This is a genomic window from Roseburia inulinivorans DSM 16841 (genome assembly GCF_000174195.1).
GTDB classification, from domain to species: domain Bacteria; phylum Bacillota; class Clostridia; order Lachnospirales; family Lachnospiraceae; genus Roseburia; species Roseburia inulinivorans.
On record NZ_ACFY01000039.1, the window covers coordinates 1 to 16,235 of the forward strand.

Sequence of the window (16,235 nt, forward strand, 5' to 3'; positions counted from 1 at the left end):
GGGGATCTAGTGGTGGATAATGCCTGTGTGATCGCAGCAAATTTTGGTGTCAGCCAGAATTTTATCGGACTTACGATCATAGCGATCGGAACATCACTTCCGGAGCTTGTGACGTCCATCGTTGCAACCAGAAAGGGAGACAGTGGTCTTGCACTGGGCAATGCGATCGGATCAAATATTTTCAATATTCTTTTTATCCTTGGTATGTCAGCAGCAATTTCACCACTCAATGTGTTAGGAGAATCCCTGACGGACTGTATCATTCTATTGATCAGCGCAGTTATTTTGTTTGTGTTGGCAAAGACAAAAAAGACAATGTCAAGATGGGAAGGCGCGGTCTGTGTACTTTTGTATATTGTATACACAGCATATCTGCTGATCAGGTAAAAATAGCACAGATCTGGGAGAGGTGATTTCCTGCGGACAAAAGTAGCAAAAGAAACCATGCATTTATAAAGGAGGTCACTTTATGACAACATATCTTCTTATTACAGCGGTAGTTATTTTTGCCTGTGTATTCCTGAGCAAGGTGTCAAGCAGACTTGGAATTCCAATGCTGCTTGCGTTCATTTTGCTTGGAATGCTGTTTGGTTCGGATGGGATTTTAAAGATTCCGTTTGATAATTATGCGTTTGCAGAGCAGATATGTACGGTCGCATTGATCTTCATTATGTTTTATGGTGGTTTTGGAACGAACTGGCAGCAGGCGAAGTCCGTTGCGGTAAAGGCAGGGCTGTTATCGACGGCCGGAGTTGTGATAACAGCTGCACTTACCGGAGTTTTCTGTCATTACGCCTTACATATCGCATGGGTGGAAAGTATGCTGATCGGTGCACTGATCGGTTCCACAGATGCGGCGTCCGTATTCTCAGTGCTGCGATCAAAACGGCTGAGTCTGCGTTATAATACGGCTTCCCTTCTGGAAGTGGAAAGTGGTAGTAATGATCCGTGCGCATATATGCTCACGGTGACATTTATTGCGATCGCGCAGGGCAGCGCCAGTGGTGGACAGATTGGACTTCTCATTGTAAAACAGATGCTTTTTGGCATTTTTTTTTGGTGGGTTGATCGCAGCAGCTGCAGTGCTGCTGTTGAAAAAAATTAAGTTTTCGACCGCAGGATTTGACATGGTTTTTGTGGTCGGAATTGCAGTGATCGGGTACGCACTTCCGGCAGTTTTTGGTGGAAATGGATTTTTAAGTGTCTATATTGTGGGAATTGTGCTCGGAAATACCGAGATCCGCAACAAGCGGAATCTGGTAAACTTTTTTGACGGACTGACCGGATTGATGCAGATGCTCATTTTCTTTCTGCTTGGACTTCTGGCATTTCCATCGAGACTGCCGCAGGTGGTGCTTCCGGCACTTTTGATCGCAGTATTTCTGACATTTGTGGCAAGACCGGTGGCAGTTGCACTTGTACTCACACCGTTTAAAGGAAAAATTTCACAACAGCTTCTGGTGTCGTGGGCAGGTTTGAGGGGTGCAGCGTCTATCGTGTTTGCAATTATGGCAGAGATGGCAGTGGAAACAGAAAATGATGTGTTCCATATTGTTTTTATGATCGTGCTGTTTTCTATCCTGCTTCAGGGCTCGTTATTGCCGCTTGTGGCAAAGAAGCTGGATATGATCGATGAAAAAGGCGATGTCATGAAAACGTTTAATGATTATTCCGATGAAGTTCCGGTGCAGTTTATCCAGCTCAGTATTCCAAAGAGCCATCACTGGTGTGGAAAAACATTAAAAGAGCTGACACTTCCGCCGGAGACACTGGTCGTATTATTAAAAAGAAATGGAGAGAATATCATCCCAAATGGGGATACCAGGCTTCTCGAAAACGATGTTCTGGTCTTAAGCGCAACTTCGCCGGATCATGTCGAGGGTGTATCACTTGTTGAGATTTATGTGGATGAAAACAGTAAGTATAAAGGAAAATTGTTATCAGAGATTCCAAAGAAAGAGAATACGTTAGTGATCATGATCCAGAGAGGAGAGCAGGTCATTATCCCGCACGGAAATATCCGGCTGGAAAGTGGCGATATGCTGGTTGTGAGCAAAACGGAAATCTGATTTACAGACGGAGAACGGTCAGAACGTAATAATTACTGATTTTACTCTAAGGAAAATCAAAAAATGTCCGATAAATAACGTGAAAGCGAATTTCAAGGAAGAAAGGAGATGCCTCATATGCGTATAGATGCTTATAATCAGATCGCGCAGGTATACAAGACGACAAGCGCAGCAAAGTTACAGAAGACAGAGAATGCAAGGCATGGACGTGATGAAGTACAGATCTCGTCTTTTGGCAGAGATTATCAGATCGCAAAACAGGCAGTCACTGAAGCAGCAGATATCAGGGAAGATAAAGTCGCAGAACTAAAAGCAAAGGTTAACTCTGGTAATTATTCCGTGGATACTGCAGATTTTGCGGAAAAATTATTGGAAAAGTACAACACATCATTAATGTAAAAGTGAGGATGAATTTTGGCTAGTTTAATGGAAGACCTGATCGACGTTCTGAATAAGGAAGAAGAACAGTATCAGGGATTGATCGAACTCGGAAAGAAAAAGAGGGAAGTGGTGATCCGGGCGGATATTAAGACGCTGGATGAGATTACCGCGACGGAGCAGGAGGTTGCCAGCAATCTGCAGAATCTGGCGAAGAAGAGAACCAGAGTGCTGAATGATATGGCAACGGTTCTTGGCAGGAATCCGGGGGAGGTTACGATCACAAAGATGATTTCTTATCTGGAGGAACAGCCGGTCGAGCAGAAACAGCTCATGGAAGTAAAGGAGCGGCTTTTACAGACAGGAAAAGAGATGGAAGCCATTAATGAACAGAATGAGATCCTTTTAAATCAGGCATTAGAGATGGTGGAGTTTGACCTTACATTGCTTAAGAGTATGCGACAGGCACCTGAGACCGCCAACTATAATAAGAACGCCTGCAATACAGGTGATCTGCTTGGCAGCAGCGGTTTTGACGCAAAACAGTAACATGTAAGGAGGGAGCACCATGGCTAACGGCTTTGGAAGCTTATATATCGGAGCATCCGGGTTACAGAATTCCCAGAATGCTTTAAATACAACATCAAACAACCTTGCAAACGTAAATACCAAGGGTTATGTACGTCAGCAGGTTTTACAGGTAGACAGAAATTATACAACCTTCAATACAACTGCATCGATCAGCCAGCAGCAGTCCGGCCTTGGCATGAAGATCGGTGATGTGGTGCATGCGAGGGATATTTTTCTGGATAAATCATATCGAAACGCATCAGGACGTCAGGCATTTTATGCAGCCACGTATGAGGCAGTGGATGAAGTGTACACTTTTTATCAGGAGTTACAGGGACAGGCTTTCCAGACAACTCTGGAGGATTTCTGGACAGCTTTTCAGGAATGGGCAAAAGCTCCGGATGACAGTGTGCAGCAGAATCTGGTCATTCAGAAGGCCAATCTGTTTGTCAGCAGATCCAATGCAGTTTATACGGGACTTTCCGACTACCAGAGCACGATCAATACACAGATTTCAGATGATATTGATCGAATCAATGAGCTGGGAAATACCATTTTTAAATTGAATCTGGAAATCCAGAAAGTAGAATCGGGTAATGTTGAGACTGCAATGACATTGCGTGATGAGAGAGATAATGCGCTGGATGAACTTGCTTCTTATGTAGATATCAGTTACAAAGAGAATTCTGATGGAATTGTAAAGGTAAGTGTCGAAGGTGTTGAATTTGTAGACGAGGCAAGATGTTACGAGATGGGGAAGAACCGTGATGAGATCACGGGATTTGTCACACCTTACTGGACACATCTTTCCGATATCGAGAACGGCGATTACGACAATGTATTCAGCTTTACAACACCGATCTCCTCGGATCTTAATAATGATCTTGGAGAATTAAAAGCGCTAATCCTGGCACGGGGAGACAGAAAAGCAACTTATAAAGATATTGTGGGACTGACATCAGATGAATATAACAGATCGACAGCAGATTCCATTGCAACAGGAATGTCTGTCATGTTACAGGCACAGGCGCAGTTAGATCAGTTAGTACATGGGATGATCACAGCGATTAATGATACACTTTGTCCGAATACAACACTTGGAGAACTTACCGGAAATACAGCATCCCTTACCGGAACAGATGAGAATGGTAATACCGTTACGATCACATCCGGAATGAAAGTGCTGGATACGAAAAACTGCTCTACCGGAAGTGACAAACAGATTCCGCCACAGGAGCTGTTCACAAGACTTGGTACAGAGCGTTATACCAAAGTTTCTGTGCAGGAGACAGATGCCAATGGCAATACCGTTACCAACGATTATTATGTATACAATGAAGAGAGCGAGACAGATACTTCCAAACAGTATACATTAGCGAGTGTCAGTGTAAATGATAAGCTGGTAGAACAGGAGTCGCTGCTTCCACATCTTTCACAAAATGGGAAAGTGAATTATGATCTCGCCCAGAAAGTAGCAGCTCTCTGGAAGGGTGAGTATCTTACCCTGGATCCGGATGATACGAATAAAGTTACATTTATTGATTACTATAATAATATGGTGGGAGCATTTGGAACGATCGGTTCCGTTTATGAATCCACCGCGAAAAGTCTTTCCGGAACAGTGACAGCTGTAGATAATCAGAGATCACAGGTTATGGGAGTTTCTTCTGATGAAGAATTGACCAAGATGATCAAGTTCCAGAATGCATATAATGCATCCAGCCGATTTATCAATGTGGTGAATGAAATGATCGAATCCATGATCACACAGCTTGGCTCATAAAGACCGGATTTTTTAGCGGAACAAAAACAGTTACTTTCACAGATTACATAGCAGAAAGAGAGAGGTGAGAGGATGCCTTCACAATTTTTTGGATTAACAATTGCATCGTCAGGCTTAAGTGCGTATCAGGCAGCACTTAATACCACCGCCAATAATATATCAAACGAACAGACAAAGGGATACAGCAGACAGGCAGCAAATCTTTCCGCATCGGATGCACTTCGTGTCAATGCAAAATACGGAAGCATGGGTTCCGGCGTTACGGTGAATTCCATTAAACAGATCCGAAGTGAGTACTATGATACAAAATACTGGCAGAATCAGGCAAGCCTTGGTCTGTATGAGACGAAATTAAGTTATCTGGAGCAGATTGAGAACTATTTTATTGATGATGATACAGAAAAAGGTTTTTCGACCATTTTAAATAAAATGTTCAATTCATTGGACACATTAAAAAATAATGCCGGTGATGTGAATGTCAGACAGCAGTTTATCTCAGATGCACAGAGTTTTACCACTTACTTTAACAGTGTGGCAACCGGTCTTGGCGAGATTCAGGACAGTGTGAATGAGGAGATCAAATCAACCGTTGAAAATATCAATGCGATCGGCAAAAAGATCAGTCTTTTGAATAAACAGATCAACGTTATTGAAGTACAGGGCGGTTATGCAAATGAACTGCGTGATCAGCGGGCACTTCTGATCGATGAGTTATCCTCTATTGTTCCAACAGAGGTTTCTGAAGTTCCGGTAACGAATTCCAAACATTCGGACATGCAGACAGGTGCAAATTATTATACGGTAAAAATCAATGGACAGAAGTTTGTTGATACTTACGAGTATAGTGAACTTACCTGTGTGGCAAGAAAAAATACGATCAATCAGTCTGACCGGGAAGGAATGTATGAGATTGTCTGGGCGGATACCGGAAACAGTTTTAAAGCAGGTTCCGATTCCAGCTCCGGTTCGTTGAAAGCACTGTTTGATATCCGGGATGGTAACAACAGTGAGAACTTCCGTGGTGCCATCACAGGGGTTACAGCAGGCACGATTAGGATCAGCAATCCATCCATTACAAACGTCAATGCCATGACAATGCCGGCAGAGGGTGTTCTCACAATTGATGGAAAGAACTATAACTATACAGACTTTACTTTTACGACGGATGCGGATGGAAATGTCAAGGAATATACATTTACATTGGAGAATCAGCTGAGTTCCGACCAGCAGGCGAAGCTGGATGGAAAACAGGCGTCTATCGGCGAATCCATCGATGCGATGGGTATTCCTTATTATCTTGCACAGATGAATGAGTTCCTTCGTAATTTTGCAATTTCATTTAATGAGATCATGAATGGCGATAATGCGCAGGATCTGAATGGTAAGCAGACAAATTATTTTTCTTTCTTTACAGGTACACATACCAAGACAGGGGAAGAGTATCATTTTAACAAGGCAGCCGGTACTTACCAGGCAAAAACAAGTAACAGTTACTATCAGCTTACCTGTGGAAATGTATGTGTTTCCAATATTGCAGTCAAAGATCCGACAACCATTGCAACAACAGAGAAGATCACCAATGGTGCGGACGCATATGATCTGGTAGAGAAAATGTTATTGTTAAAGAGTGATACAGAGATGTATCGTGGTGGTGGTGCAGATGATTTCTTACAGTGTATGATCTCAGATATTTCTGTGGATACACAGAAGGCGACCATTTTCCAGAAAAATTACAGTAATATTTCAAATGCGATCGACAAGCAGAGAATGTCCGTTTCCGGTGTCGACAAGGATGAAGAAGCAATTGATCTTGTAAAATTCCAGAACGCGTATAACCTTTCCTCAAAAATGGTATCTGTTCTGGCAGAGATTTATGATAAGCTGATCAATGAGACAGGTGTATAAAAATTTCGTGATAAGAAGAGAGGAGTCATCCTATGAGAGTAACGAATAACATGATGCTTCGTAATACAACTTCGAACATCAATAACAATAAATACAGTGTGAACAGTCTGAACAATCAGATGTCTTCACAGAAAAAAATCTCAAGACCTTCCGAGGATCCGGTTGTTGCCATCCGCGCACTTCGTCTGAGAAGCAATTTAAGTGAGATCAATCAGTATTATGAGAAGAATATCCCGGATGCAGATGCGTGGCTTAATGTGACAGAAACTGCGTTGGAGAATATGAAAACCATTTTGTCAGATATCCGTACCCAGTGTACGTATGGAGCCAGTGACCAGTTGAAAGCAGAGGATAGAAAAACGATCCTGACACAGTTAGAGTCATTGCGTAAGCAGATTTATTCAGAAGGTAATTCTGATTCTGCAGGAAGAACCGTTTTTACCGGGTATCGCACGAACTGTAAATTGACATTTATGGAAGACGAGAGTAATACGGAGTATAATATCCAGCAGAAGTTCAGCTATGAAGATATCGGGGAACATCGTTATTATGATGGACAGGTAGAGCTTAAGACAGCAGAAGAAATGAGTCAGAAGGTCACCACCTCTGATACGAAGCAGTATACTTATGACAGGATCCGGCTGGCGTATGGAAATATTGGATCTCTCAAAGATAAAGACGGTAATGAAATAGCTGTGGGCAACACAGGAACTCTCTCTTATCATTACACAGATAACACAGGTGCAGCAAAAACCGGTGATTTAAATGTAACGGTCTATGAGACAGAAGATGACTGGAAGAAAGCAGTGAAAGCCGGAAATATGCCGAAAGATGGAGCAGCTTTCATCAAGTCAACAGGAGAGCTTGTTTTAGGTAATGAGGCAAGTGAGACTTTGAAACAGAATAAGGCATCCATTGAGTTAAACTATGATAAAAAAGGCTTTAATTCTGGTGAAGTAAGACCTGAGTATTATTTTAACTGCACAGATATTACAGATGCTAAAAATAAAATTACATATGAAAAATATGATGCTAAAGGTAATGAGATTTATCAGGATATCGATTATATCATCGCTGTAAACCAGACATTGACAGTCAACACAAATGCATCTGACGTATTCAATGCAGATATCGGACGTGATGTGGACGAGATGATCAATGCGGTAAAAGCTGCCATTGATGCCAATGACAAAGTGGATAAGATTAAAGATATGATGAGTCAGGCAGCGTATTCGGGTGTTTCGGCACAGGAGAATCTGCAGACATGGTTAGAGGCAGCACAGAAGGAAGCAGATTATGCAAATGACAATCTGCAGAAATTGTATGACAGCTATATCGGTAATTTTGATGAATATCTTTCGGATGTAAACCTTGCTATTACAACTGTAGGAAGTAAGGGCGATCGTCTGGAACTGACAGAGACACGTATGTCAAACCAGCAGCTGACGGTAAAAACATTAAAATCAAATAATGAGGATCGTGAGCTTTCCGATATCATCATTGATTATACAGCGGCTTACACTGCTTATCAGGCATCTTTACAGGCGGCAGGAATGCTGAATCAGACAACATTGTTAAATTACATTTAAAGCATGCTGTGGAAAGTGTGTGATAAGATGGTCGGAGACCAGACGTTAAGAAAACGTTAGAAAACCAGGAGGTCAGAAAGATGAAAGCAAAAACAAGAATGTTTGGCGAAATTGATATTCAGGAGGATAAGATCATCACTTTAGAGAGTGGAATGATCGGCTTTCCGGATATGCAGAAGTTTACCTTGATTTTTGATGAGGAGAAAGGCAGTAAATCACATATTATGTGGCTTCAGTCTATGGACGATCCACAGACTGCGTTTCCGGTCATCAATCCGGTGACGATCAAGGAGGACTATAATCCATCTGTCAGTGAGGAATTGTTGAAGCCGTTGGGAGATATGAAACAGGAAGACACCTTTGTACTTACAACGGTCAGAGTTCCAAAGGATATTCAGGATATGTCGATTAACCTGAAAGCTCCAATCATTATCAATATGTCTAACAATAAAGGGGCACAGATTATCGTGGAAGATGATCTTCCGGTACGTTTTAAAATTTATGACCTGCTGAAAAGTAGAAAAGAAAAGGCAGGTGAATAGAAATGCTGGCATTGACAAGAAAAAAAGGCGAAGCTTTAGTGATCAATAATAATATTGAGATCACAGTATTAGAGATCCGCGGGGATCAGATCAAAATCGGTATTTCTGCTCCAAAGGATGTACCAATTTACCGAAAAGAAGTATACTTACAGATTCAGCAGGAAAATGAGGCTGCCATCAGTGCAGATGGTCTGGATGCGTTAAATAATTTGTTGGATTAGAAAAAAGAATGATACCCGAACGGGTGTACAATTGATTGAAGAATATTAAATTGTACCCGTTCGGGATTTTTTTGCCTGAAAACGTTGAAATTATACCCGAACGGGAGTATTATGATTGATATGAATAAAATTGGAAATTATATAAAAGAAGAAAGAAAAAAAGCTGGATTAACACAGGAAGAATTTGCCATGAGATCAGGATTAGGCTTACGTTTTGTAAGAGAATTAGAACAGGGAAAGGAAACTGTGCGTATGGACAAAGTAAATCAGGCATTGGCAATGTTCGGGAAAGAAGCTGTACCGGGAGAAAAGGAGGAATAACAAGTGGAGTCAGAATATAGAAAAGGATATGTTTATATTCAAAAAATTTTTGCCGGAACAATAGCTGAAACAGAAGAAGGATATGAGTTTTCTTATAATGAGGATTATTTGAAAAGAGAAGATGCAGTATCTGTAAGTTTGACGCTGCCATTACAAAAAGAGGCTTATAAAGCGACAGTTTTATTTCCTTTTTTTGATGGGTTAATTCCAGAAGGATGGCTCCTTGGTGTTGTAAGCCGTAACTGGAAAATCAATCAGAATGACAGATTTGGATTGCTGTTGTCGGTATGCAGGGATTGTATTGGAGATGTCAATATAAGAAATGGGGAAGAGAAATGAAATGTCTATGTTGTGGAAAAACAATAAGGGAGAATGCTTCTAATGCGGAAAAGGAGTGGAGCTGGCATAAAAAATGTGTGAAATCGTTTTTTATGACAGAAGAAATGCCCTTTTTAGATATTACGAAGGAACAATTGGAAAGGCTCGCAAATGAGACTGTCAATGAGGGACTTACAGTACCAGGAGTTCAAAAAAACTATCCTTGCATTTGTCCAGTGACACGAATGCAAGACTTACAATTGTAGATTATCCAACAGGGTATATTTTAAAGCCACAGACAGAAGAATTTGATTATATGCCTGAATTTGAAGACCTGGCAATGCGTCTGGCAGAGTTGATGGGAATCCAGACAGTGCCGCATGCACTGATAAAAATAAATGATGAGTACGCTTATATTACAAAGAGAGTAGATCGCGATATTGAAAAAAATGAGATAAAATTATATGCAATGGAAGATTTTTGCCAGCTATCGAATCGCTTAACGCAGGATAAATACAAAGGGTCTTATGAAAACTGCGGAAGAATCATAAAGAAGTATTCTATTACACCAGGGTTAGATTTATCAGAATTATACTTACGGGTTGTGGGATCTTTTATCATTGGAAATTCGGATATGCATTTGAAAAATTTTTCGTTAAGAGAAACTGAACCGGGAAACAGAAGGTTTCAATTATCAAACGCATATGATATGCTCCCTGTAAATGTAATTATGCCGGAAGATAAAGAACAGATGGCACTTACTATTAATGGAAAGAAGAGAAATATTCATAAAAAAGAATTTAAAATATTAGCAGAAGTATGTGATATTCCTGCAAACGCAGCAGAAAAAATGATAGAAAAATTATGTGCATTAGAAAATAAAATGTTGTCACTTGTGGATGAATCCTATTTGCCTCAAGCGCAAAGGGATGAACTGAAAACATTGATCAGAGATCGTGTAGCGATTTTATTGTGAGAAAAGAAGAAAGCGGACATTTGAGCGGTATGAACTATTCCAACAATGAAATGATAAAATGATTCCCTATAAGGTCAATATTAAGATACCTTAGAATTAATTAAGAACAAAGCAGAAAAAATATTGTAAATAATCAGGTTATCGGAAAACGATAGAAAAAGGGACGGAATAATGAAAAACAAATTCATAATACTTACAATAACAGGACTGTTGCTTGCATCATTAGCTGCGTGTGGAGGTTCCAAGACACCGGATGCGTCAAAAAATACGGCAGATCAGGAAGCGCAGAATCAGAATCAGGACAGTCAGGGAACATCTGACACTATTCAGGGTGACATAGAGGAAAATCACGGAAGCGATGATACGGAAGGCAGCAGCGACAGTGCAGAAAATGCAAGCGAAAACCAAAGTGGTGATCTGACATTCGCGGATCTTGCAAAATATTCATTCGAATTTTGCAGTGGTGCAGGTGGATGGTCTACCGATTTTGAAATTGAAAAAGATGGCTCTTTCAAGGGATCTTACCATGATTCTGATATGGGAGACACCGGGGATGACTATGAGAATGGAACGATGTATCTCTGCGGCTTTTCAGGAAAATTTACTGATCTGACCAAAATCAATGATTATACTTACCAGATGAAAATGGAGAATCTTACCTATGATGAGACTCCGGGAAAAGAAGAAATTGCAGATGGAGTGAAGTATATTTATACAGATGTTTATGGTCTGGAAGGAACGGACACCTTTAAAGTGTATCTTCCGGGGGCACCGGTGAGTGATCTGTCAGAAGATGTATATTTCTGGGTACGGTGGGCAAATGACGATAGCGAGGAAGGAACGCAGGATACGTTGACGATTCCAATTATTGTAAATGAAGAAATGGGGTATGGAATTTATTCCTACGAAAGACAGACACCATATGAGGAAGCGCAAAGTACATTAAATACTTATCAAGCATCCTATGATGCAGCGGAGGAGGAGCTTAAAAAAGCAACTCTACAGTCCCGAATGGACGATTACGCTATGCAGATGTATGATATCAGCGATTCCTGCTTAAATGAAATCTGGAATCTTGTAAAATACAATACAAGTGAGGAAAAGTTCAATGAGATTCTCACTGAGCAGAGAAAATGGATTGCAGACAAAGAAGCAGCAGGCAACGAAATCCTGGATCAAAACGATGGATCTTCGGCACAGATGGACAGCAGTCTTAAGATGGCAGAGCTTACCATGGAGCGTTGTGAAGAACTGGCAGATTATTTGAAGTAAGATGGAAAAAGAGGACAATTTATGCATATTTCAAGTAGTTTTACTCTGGCGGTGCATCTTTTTATGTGTTCAAGGATTTGGATCGCGAAATTTATACGTCTCTGCTTGGATAAAAGAGATTATCACAATATTGTAATTCCCTACTCCCTATGATATTCTGAGTATGTTTCAAAATAGAAATCAGGGGAGAAAATTATGAAAAACCAAACGACAAAAAGAAGTTCTTTTTCAGGAAAAATCGGTTTTGTACTGTCAGCAGCCGGAGCGTCTGTGGGATTGGGGAATATCTGGCGGTTTCCATATCTGGCTGCCAAATACGGCGGCGGTATTTTCCTGCTTATCTATATCATTCTGGCATTGACCTTTGGATATACGATGATCATGGCGGAGACATCGTTGGGACGTATGACGAAAAAAAGTCCGGTAGGAGCATTTGCGTCCTTTGGAAATTCACGCTGGTCTTCGCTGGGAGGCTGGATCAATGCAATCATTCCGGTTTTGATCGTGCCATATTATTCGGTGATCGGTGGATGGGTTTTAAAATATCTTGTTGAGTATGTCAGAGGACATGCGCAGACAGTTGCAGAAGATGGTTATTTTTCTGCATTTATCTCAGATGGATTTTCCACGGAAATATGCTTTGTGATCTTTTCTGTGATCACATTGGCGATTATTTATGCGGGTGTGCGCAATGGAATCGAGCGTGTCTCCAAATTCATGATGCCGATACTTGTTGTGTTGTCTGTCATCATTGCAATTTATTCTGTGACAAGACCAGGGGCTTTGGCTGGTGTGAAATATTTTCTTGTGCCAAATATCAGCAACTTTTCATGGATGACCGTTGTGGCAGCCATGGGGCAGATGTTTTATTCGCTGTCGATCGCGATGGGTATTCTCATTACATTTGGTTCTTATATGAAAAAAGAAACTTCCATTGAAGAGTCTACAAAGAATGTTGAAATTTTTGATACAGCAATTGCAATTATGGCTGGACTAATGATTATTCCGGCGGTGTTTGCTTTCTCTGGCGGAGATCCGGACACCTTACAGGCTGGACCGGCATTGATGTTTATTACAATCCCAAAAGTTTTTGCAAGTATGGGATTTGGAACTTTTGCGGGAGTAATGTTCTTCTTGCTTGTACTTTTTGCAGCACTTACGAGTTCAATCGCACTGACGGAAAGTGCGGTATCCACGTTTGAAGATGAACTTGGGTGGAGCCGGAAAAAATCTACGGTGCTCTGTGGCGTGATCATGATCGCACTGGGAAGTCTGTCTTCGCTCGGATACGGACCTCTGGCAAATGTGAAGATCATTGGCATGCAGTTTTTGGATTTTTTTGATTTCCTGACGAACTCTGTCATGATGCCGATTGCGGCAATTGCTACCTGTCTTTTTGTTTCAAGGGTTGTCGGGGTAAAGAGAATCGAAGAAGAAGTGACATACGGTGGCGGCACATTCAAAAGAAGAAAAGTCTTTCTGTTTATGATACAGTATCTGTGTCCGATTTTTGCTGGAATCATTTTATTAAGCTCTGTCGCAAATGCATTTGGATGGATTTCCATGTAAATGCATTTGCGATAGGAAGGAACTTATTTTTTCAACATTCCATAATGCTCTTCCATGTTTCCACCGAAGATGGCATTTTTATAGCCCAGTTTCTTAAAGGCTTTGACCGCTTTTTCCGGTCTGAAATTATAACTGCCGATGATATAGAGAGAAGTTTCCTTATCCGGGAATCTTCTTAAGATTCGGTCTTCCGTGATTTTATCCAATGGGATATTGACCGCACCGGCAACATGTCCGTGGTTAAATTCATCTTTGGTACGACAGTCGATCAACATGGCGTTCTCAGAAGTGTGAGCCTTGTTGATCGCTTCGTTCACTGTCAGTTTTTTCTTGAAAATACTCATTTTATCTCTCTCTTTCCAAAAAAGTATAATGATACAATTTTACTACTAAAAATATTTTGCGTCAACGAAAAAGCAGATGTATTTTCTTTTTTGGTGTGATAAAATTATTGCATGTATGAGTGGGCATGAAATGTGTTTGATATAGAAGGGATAGCACAGATGATCAATATTGCAATCGTTGAAGATGAAGCTATGTACGCAAAGCAGCTGCAGGAGTTTTTGCTGCAGTATCAGAAGGAGAATGGAGAAGTGTTCAATATTACCGTCTATTCAGATGGTGATCAGATCGTACACAAGTACAAGTCACAGTTTGATATTATTCTGATGGACGTGGAAATGAAGTTCATGGATGGTATGTCTGCTGCGGAGGAAATCCGGAAAGCAGACACGGAGGTTGTCATCATTTTCATTACAAATATGGCGCAGTATGCGATCCGCGGCTATGCAGTGGATGCGCTTGACTATGTGCTGAAACCGGTGTCATACTTTGCATTTTCGCAGAGATTAAACCGTGCGATCAGCCGAATGAAGAAACGTGAGCAGAAAGTCATCACGGTGAACATCAAGGGCGGCGCTGTTCGGATTAATATTGCTAATATTTATTATATTGAAAGTCAGGGGCATAATCTGGTTTTACACACGATCCTGGGGGATTATGAATCGGCGGGAACGATGAAGGAAGTCGAGGAAAAATTGCAGGGGCTTAATTTCTGCCGTGGAAATAAAGGGTATCTGATCAATTTGCAGCATGTGGACGGCATTCAGGACGGGTGCGCGGTTGTAAAAGGAGAGCCGCTTTTGTTAAGCCGCTCGCGCAAGAAAGAGTTTATGGAAGCACTGACGAATTACTGGGGAGAGGTTGTAAAATGATGGATAATCTTATGCCGGATATTCCGCGGATTTATACGGCGGTTGCGGAATGGATGGCGTGCATGCTTTTTATTGTATCGTTGAAAAAAAGATTTGAATGGTGGAAGAGCGGACTTATCATGGCAGGAATGCTAGTGCTGCAGTCTGTTTTTCTGGTGGCAACCGGAAATGTGCCGATCTATTTCTGGATTCCGTGTATGATCGCCGCAGTATCTCTGATGGTCGGGTTCATTTATTTCTGCTGTGACGTGAATTTTCAGGATGCCGGATATTTTGGCATGATCGCATTTGTTGTAGCGGAATTTATGGCATCTTTGGAATGGCAGATTGTATGTACTGTCTGGACAAATGAGCTGCCGGGCAAGGCGACAAAGAGTATCATGCTTGCGGCTGTTTATGGTGCAGTATTCTTTTTATTGTGGAAATTATTGCAGCAGCATCTTCCAAAAGATGGAAAGCTGAACATCAGCTTTAAAGAATATTTTTCCGCAGCAGTGATCGTCATCGCAGTGTTTGCGGTCAGCAATCTAAGTTTTATTTCTAATACGGGAGCATTTTCAAATGGATATGCGCTTGAAATCGGTCAGGTCCGCACGATCGTTGATCTCGGTGGAATTGCGGTTTTGTATGCGCACCTGATCCAATGTGGCGAACTCCGTGTGCGCAGGGAGTTAGAAGCAGTGCAGAATGTTTTACAGAATCAGTATGTGCAGTACAAGCAGTCACGTGAGAGTATCGATCTCATCAATTATAAATATCACGACTTAAAACATCAGATCGCTGTGCTCCGGAGCGAGACTGACCCGGAAAAAAGAAATGAGTTTTTAAATCACATGGAAGATGAGATCAGGCAGTACGAAGCACAGAACAAGACCGGAAATAAAGTGCTTGATACAGTGCTGACAAGCAAGAGTTTATACTGCGCAAAGCATGGGATCACGTTTACCTGCGTGGCAGATGGAACGCTGCTTGATTTTATGGATATCATGGATATCTGCAGTATTTTCGGAAATGCGCTCGACAACGCGATCGAGTGTGAACTCAAGATTGCAGACAAGGAAAAGCGGCTGATCCATGTGACTGTGTCCCAGCAGAAGAATTTTTTGATCTTGCGTTTTGAAAATTACTACGAAGGTAGTTTGAAAGTGAAAGAAGGACGTTTCCTGACAACCAAGAAGGAAAAAGAGTTTCACGGTTACGGAATCAAGAGTATCCGCTATACGGTAAATAAATACGACGGCGCAGTCAGTATTGACACAAAAGAAAACTGGTTTGATCTGAAGATTTTGATCCCGATGAAAAAAACTGCATCTGACGAAGTGCAGAACGGATAACTGTGTCAAATAGAATACGGACGGTTAAACATTCGCATTTTTTGATTTATAACGCTATGGTTTGTGCATTGTGCATGAAAACATAGCGTTATTTTTGTCTGAAACTCACAACGTGTAATACCGTTTATGCAAAAATAATGCAGATTATGCAATTTTTCCATAAGAAAAGTACTT

Annotated in this window: 16 protein-coding genes and 1 pseudogene; 16 read left to right on the plus strand and 1 reads right to left on the minus strand. The window is 41.2% G+C overall.

Features of this window, described 5'->3' with window-relative positions:
- The 14 genes and pseudogenes from ROSEINA2194_RS03655 to ROSEINA2194_RS03720 form a co-directional block, all read left to right on the plus strand.
- The coding region (locus ROSEINA2194_RS03655; protein ID WP_007883509.1) for a sodium:calcium antiporter at nt 1–387 on the plus strand (387 nt) is incomplete at its 5' end.
- 82 nt (nt 388–469) lie between these two features.
- Nucleotides 470–2,069: pseudogene (locus ROSEINA2194_RS23440) on the plus strand (potassium/proton antiporter).
- A gap of 117 nt (nt 2,070–2,186) precedes the next feature.
- On the plus strand, nt 2,187–2,468 hold the full coding sequence (gene flgM, locus ROSEINA2194_RS03665) for a flagellar biosynthesis anti-sigma factor FlgM (protein ID WP_044927140.1): 282 nt from the start codon (nt 2,187–2,189) through the stop codon (nt 2,466–2,468).
- A 15-nt stretch (nt 2,469–2,483) separates the two neighbouring features.
- The gene (locus tag ROSEINA2194_RS03670; protein WP_227970493.1) at nt 2,484–2,996 is read left to right on the plus strand and encodes a flagellar protein FlgN; all 513 of its coding nucleotides are present in this window, start codon (nt 2,484–2,486) and stop codon (nt 2,994–2,996) included.
- Nucleotides 2,997–3,015: 19 nt separating this feature from the next.
- Nucleotides 3,016–4,800: a flagellar hook-associated protein FlgK gene (flgK, locus tag ROSEINA2194_RS03675; protein ID WP_007883518.1), complete on the plus strand. Its 1,785-nt coding sequence runs from the start codon at nt 3,016–3,018 to the stop codon at nt 4,798–4,800.
- A gap of 72 nt (nt 4,801–4,872) precedes the next feature.
- On the plus strand, nt 4,873–6,705 hold the full coding sequence (gene flgK / locus ROSEINA2194_RS03680) for a flagellar hook-associated protein FlgK (protein WP_007883521.1): 1,833 nt from the start codon (nt 4,873–4,875) through the stop codon (nt 6,703–6,705).
- A gap of 32 nt (nt 6,706–6,737) precedes the next feature.
- Complete coding sequence (gene flgL / locus ROSEINA2194_RS03685) at nt 6,738–8,294, plus strand: flagellar hook-associated protein FlgL (protein WP_044927142.1); 1,557 nt, start codon at nt 6,738–6,740, stop codon at nt 8,292–8,294.
- 80 nt (nt 8,295–8,374) lie between these two features.
- Complete coding sequence (gene fliW / locus ROSEINA2194_RS03690; RefSeq protein ID WP_007883526.1) at nt 8,375–8,836, plus strand: flagellar assembly protein FliW; 462 nt, start codon at nt 8,375–8,377, stop codon at nt 8,834–8,836.
- A gap of 2 nt (nt 8,837–8,838) precedes the next feature.
- Nucleotides 8,839–9,057: a carbon storage regulator CsrA gene (csrA, locus tag ROSEINA2194_RS03695; protein WP_007883531.1), complete on the plus strand. Its 219-nt coding sequence runs from the start codon at nt 8,839–8,841 to the stop codon at nt 9,055–9,057.
- Between the two features lie 111 nt (nt 9,058–9,168).
- Nucleotides 9,169–9,378 carry a helix-turn-helix transcriptional regulator gene (locus ROSEINA2194_RS03700; RefSeq protein WP_007883532.1) on the plus strand — a complete coding sequence of 70 codons (210 nt, stop codon included), beginning with the start codon at nt 9,169–9,171 and terminating at the stop codon, nt 9,376–9,378.
- 3 nt (nt 9,379–9,381) lie between these two features.
- Nucleotides 9,382–9,717, plus strand: a complete 336-nt coding sequence (locus ROSEINA2194_RS03705) for a HipA N-terminal domain-containing protein (protein WP_007883533.1) — start codon at nt 9,382–9,384, stop codon at nt 9,715–9,717.
- Between the two features lie 295 nt (nt 9,718–10,012).
- Nucleotides 10,013–10,672, plus strand: a complete 660-nt coding sequence (locus tag ROSEINA2194_RS03710) for a HipA domain-containing protein (protein WP_007883535.1) — start codon at nt 10,013–10,015, stop codon at nt 10,670–10,672.
- 171 nt (nt 10,673–10,843) lie between these two features.
- Nucleotides 10,844–11,944 (plus strand): lysozyme inhibitor LprI family protein, encoded by a 1,101-nt coding sequence (locus ROSEINA2194_RS03715; RefSeq protein WP_007883537.1) that lies wholly within the window; start codon nt 10,844–10,846, stop codon nt 11,942–11,944.
- A 195-nt stretch (nt 11,945–12,139) separates the two neighbouring features.
- Complete coding sequence (locus ROSEINA2194_RS03720; protein WP_007883538.1) at nt 12,140–13,513, plus strand: sodium-dependent transporter; 1,374 nt, start codon at nt 12,140–12,142, stop codon at nt 13,511–13,513.
- Between the two features lie 23 nt (nt 13,514–13,536).
- Here the strand turns inward: ROSEINA2194_RS03720 and ROSEINA2194_RS19590 are convergent, their stop codons facing one another.
- A complete protein-coding gene (locus ROSEINA2194_RS19590; RefSeq protein WP_007883539.1) occupies nt 13,537–13,857 on the minus strand; it encodes a rhodanese-like domain-containing protein in 321 nt (106 codons plus the stop codon).
- Between the two features lie 159 nt (nt 13,858–14,016).
- Here ROSEINA2194_RS19590 and ROSEINA2194_RS03730 point away from each other — a divergent pair, with 159 nt between their 5' ends.
- Together ROSEINA2194_RS03730 and ROSEINA2194_RS03735 are read left to right on the plus strand one after the other, a co-directional pair.
- Nucleotides 14,017–14,727, plus strand: coding sequence for a LytR/AlgR family response regulator transcription factor (locus ROSEINA2194_RS03730; RefSeq protein ID WP_044927144.1), 711 nt, complete (start codon nt 14,017–14,019; stop codon nt 14,725–14,727).
- Nucleotides 14,724–16,061, plus strand: coding sequence for an ATP-binding protein (locus ROSEINA2194_RS03735; RefSeq protein ID WP_007883541.1), 1,338 nt, complete (start codon nt 14,724–14,726; stop codon nt 16,059–16,061). Before ROSEINA2194_RS03730 ends, ROSEINA2194_RS03735 begins: the two co-directional genes overlap by 4 nt.
- The last annotated feature ends 174 nt before the right edge of the window (nt 16,062–16,235 follow it).